The organism is Corynebacterium sp., assembly GCF_030535495.1.
In the GTDB taxonomy this organism is placed as follows: domain Bacteria; phylum Actinomycetota; class Actinomycetes; order Mycobacteriales; family Mycobacteriaceae; genus Corynebacterium.
Genome location: NZ_JAUNRW010000167.1, coordinates 1 through 3,027 on the forward strand (window position 1 = coordinate 1; position 3,027 = coordinate 3,027).

Below are 3,027 nucleotides of genomic sequence, written 5' to 3' on the forward strand. Positions count from 1 at the left end.
CCGAACTGCAGGTCGAAGGACTCGAGGAGCTCGCGGTCCTCGTCCTCCGGGGAGACGACCTCGACCTGGTAGTTGATCTCCGCACCGAGCAGCTGGAGGGTCTCCTCCGGCACGGCGGCGGTGGCGGTGATCATCTCACCGAGGTTGAACAGCGCCTGGACCAGTGCGGCCGGATCGGCGTTGATCTTCTCGGCGAAGTCGGACAGGGAGGCACCGCGACGCAGGCGAACGGTCGAGCCGCCGCCGTCGGGCAGGCGCACGCCACCGATGACGTTCGGGGCCTGCATTGCCTCGTACTCGGAGCGCTTCTGACGCTTCGACTTCCGGCCCCGACGCGGTGCGCCGCCCGGACGACCGAAGGCACCCGCGGTGCCACCACGACGTCCGCCGCCGCGGAAACCGCCACCGGTGCCGCCGCCGCCACCGGGACCACCCGGTCCACGGCCGCCGCCGCCACCGCGACCCCGACCACCGGGGCCGGCCGCCTTCTGCGGCATCTGGCCCGGCGTCGGAGCCTGGGAGGTGGGCATGTTGGCCGGCGAGGGACGACGTCCGCCGCCCTGTGCCGGACGATCAGCACCGCCCTGGCCCTGACCCTGCGGGCGCGGGCCACCGGGGCCACCCTGGCCACGGCCGCCGGGGCGCTGACCGCCCTGGCCACGGCCGCCACCCGGACGCGGAGCCGGACGGTCCCCACCACCGGTGGAGAAGGGGTTGTTGGCGACGCGCGGGCGACCACCCGGACGCGGCATCGGGCGCGGCATGGCGCCGCCGCCCGGCGTCGGAGCGCCACCCGGCGGGGGGGCACCACCCGGCTTCGGGGCCGGGGAATCCGCCTGGGCTGCGGCCGGCTTCGGAGCAGCAGGCTTGGCGGCGGCAGGCTTCGGGGCCTGGGCTGCCGGCTTGGCGGCAGCAGGCTTCGCGGCCGGCGCATCCGGCTTCGGTGCGCTGGCCGGCTTGGGGGTCTGGGCCGCCGTCTTGGCTGCGGCGGGCTTGGGGGCCTGCGCGGCAGGCTTCGGTGCCGGACCCGGCTTCGGGCCGGGCTTCGGGGCACCTGCGGCAGGCTTGGCTGCCTTGGCGGCGGCAGCATCGGCGCCGCCGTCCTTGTTGCCGTAAAGAGCCTCCATCTTGCGGACCACCGGCGGTTCGACGGTGGACGATGCGGTCTTCACGAACTCGCCCTGCTCCTTGAGCGTGGCGAGCAGTTCCTTGCTGGTTACGCCGAGCTTCTTCGCAAGCTCATGTACGCGTAGCTTTCCGGGCACTTTTCTCCTCTGGTTGTTCCTAGAGATCGAGTGTCAAGCCCCGGAAAGGGAACTCGACCTCTAGATGATGTCTGTGACGTTCATCGCTGATGCTTCATCGTGCTGTGCTCATCAGTGTTCGGTCTTCCTTACAATGTCGGGTCCGGCAGCGGTTGCTGCGAGGTACGTACGCACGTGACCTGTGTCCAGGCTTGTCCCGGACACCCGGAACGCCCGCCCGAAGGCGCGGCGCTGTTCCGCCAGCTCGAGTGCCTCGATGTTCGGGGTGATCCACGCTCCCCGTCCGGGGAGTGCCCGCTCCGGGTCCGCCACGAGGCGGGTCGGATCGGAGGGATCAATAACCACCCGGAGCAGCTCCGTATCGGGCTGACGCTCGCGGGTGGCGATGCAGGTACGTACGCGGATCACGCGGGGTGCGCGGGTCTGCGTCATTCGTCTCCTACCGGGGTGCTGAACATCGGCGGCACATGGGCCACAGGACAGTTTACCTCAAAGTCATCTGAAGTTGAACTGCCCGCGACACGTGCCTAGTTAATGTCAGAGTGGATGTCGATCTTCCATCCGGTCAGACGGGCGGCGAGGCGGGCGTTCTGCCCCTCGCGGCCGATGGCCAGCGAGAGCTGGTAGTCCGGCACGGTGACCTTGGCGGTCTGGGCCTCGGCGTCGGTGATCTCGACGTTGACCACCTTGGAGGGGGCGAGAGCATTGCCGACGTAGGTGGCCGGGTCGACGGAGTAGTCGATGATGTCGATCTTCTCGCCGCCGAGCTCGTTCATGATGTTGGTCACGCGCTGACCGCGAGGGCCGATGCACGCACCCTTGGCGTTGAGCCCCTTGACCTTGCCGGTGACAGACACCTTGGAGCGGTGGCCGGCCTCGCGGGCGATGCCGAGGATCTCGACGGAGCCGTCGGCCACCTCGGGGATCTCCAGCTCGAAGAGTCCTCGGACCAGCTCGGGGTGGGTGCGCGAGAGGTTGACCTGGACGTTGCGCGGGCCCTTGTTCACGCCGACGATGTAGGCCTTGACGCGGTCACCGTGGACGAGCTTCTCACCGGGGATCTGCTCGGCGGGCAGGAGGATGCCGTCCTGCGGATCGGACTCGGTACCCAGCTGGACGATGACGATGCCACGGGAGTTGGCGGCGTCGTCCTTCTGCACCACGCCGGAGACGACCCGGCCCTCGAAGGACTGGTACTCGTCGAAGAGGCGGACGTTCTCGGCCTCGCGCAGGCGGCGGACGATGGCGTCGCGCACGGCACCGGCGGCGATGCGGGCGAAGTTGTCCGGGGTGTCGTCGTACTCGGAGGAGACCTCGCCGTCCTCGTCCAGCTCGGTGGCGATGATGGACACGGAGCCGCTGTCCTTGTCGATGTCCACGCGGGCGCGGGTCTCGCTGTCCTCACCGCGGTACTCGCGGTAGGCGTGGATGAGTGCGCTGCCGATCGTCTGGAGCATGTCATCCACCGGGATGCCCTTGTCCTTCTCGATGGTGGTCAGCGCAGCCATGTCGATATTCACTTGTTGTCCTCCTGCCAGGCGATCGCCTGGTCGTAGTCATAGCCGGTCAGCTCGGTCTCTGCTGCCGGGGGATTCGAGAATTCAATTTCTACCACCGCGCGGGTGTTTTCCGAAAACTCCAGCACGCGCACCTCACGGTCCTTCTTCACGGTACGAACCAGCACGACGGACGTCTCCTCCGGGGCCAGCGCTCCGACCCGCCAGGTGGACTTCTGCCCGTCCTCGAGCAGTTCGACCAGGCG

Annotated in this window: 3 protein-coding genes and 1 pseudogene; all 4 read right to left on the bottom strand. The window is 68.8% G+C overall.

Annotated elements, in window-relative coordinates:
- Positions 1–1,265, bottom strand: a 1,265-nt coding sequence (locus tag Q4F73_RS12185) for a translation initiation factor IF-2 N-terminal domain-containing protein (protein WP_303359606.1), incomplete at its 3' end; no start/stop codon positions are given.
- Between the two features lie 111 nt (positions 1,266–1,376).
- Positions 1,377–1,697 carry a YlxR family protein gene (locus Q4F73_RS12190; protein WP_303359607.1) on the bottom strand — a complete coding sequence of 107 codons (321 nt, stop codon included), beginning with the start codon at positions 1,695–1,697 and terminating at the stop codon, positions 1,377–1,379.
- Between the two features lie 95 nt (positions 1,698–1,792).
- Complete coding sequence (gene nusA, locus Q4F73_RS12195; RefSeq protein ID WP_303359608.1) at positions 1,793–2,785, bottom strand: transcription termination factor NusA; 993 nt, start codon at positions 2,783–2,785, stop codon at positions 1,793–1,795.
- Positions 2,782–3,027, bottom strand: a pseudogene (locus tag Q4F73_RS12200) (ribosome maturation factor RimP); the annotation flags it as partial. The pseudogene Q4F73_RS12200 and the gene nusA, both read right to left, overlap by 4 nt.

Coding starts and splice junctions, on each gene's coding strand:
- Q4F73_RS12190 (WP_303359607.1), bottom strand. CDS start 1,697: ATGACGCAGACCCGCGCACCCCGCGTGATCCGCGTACGTACCTGCATC.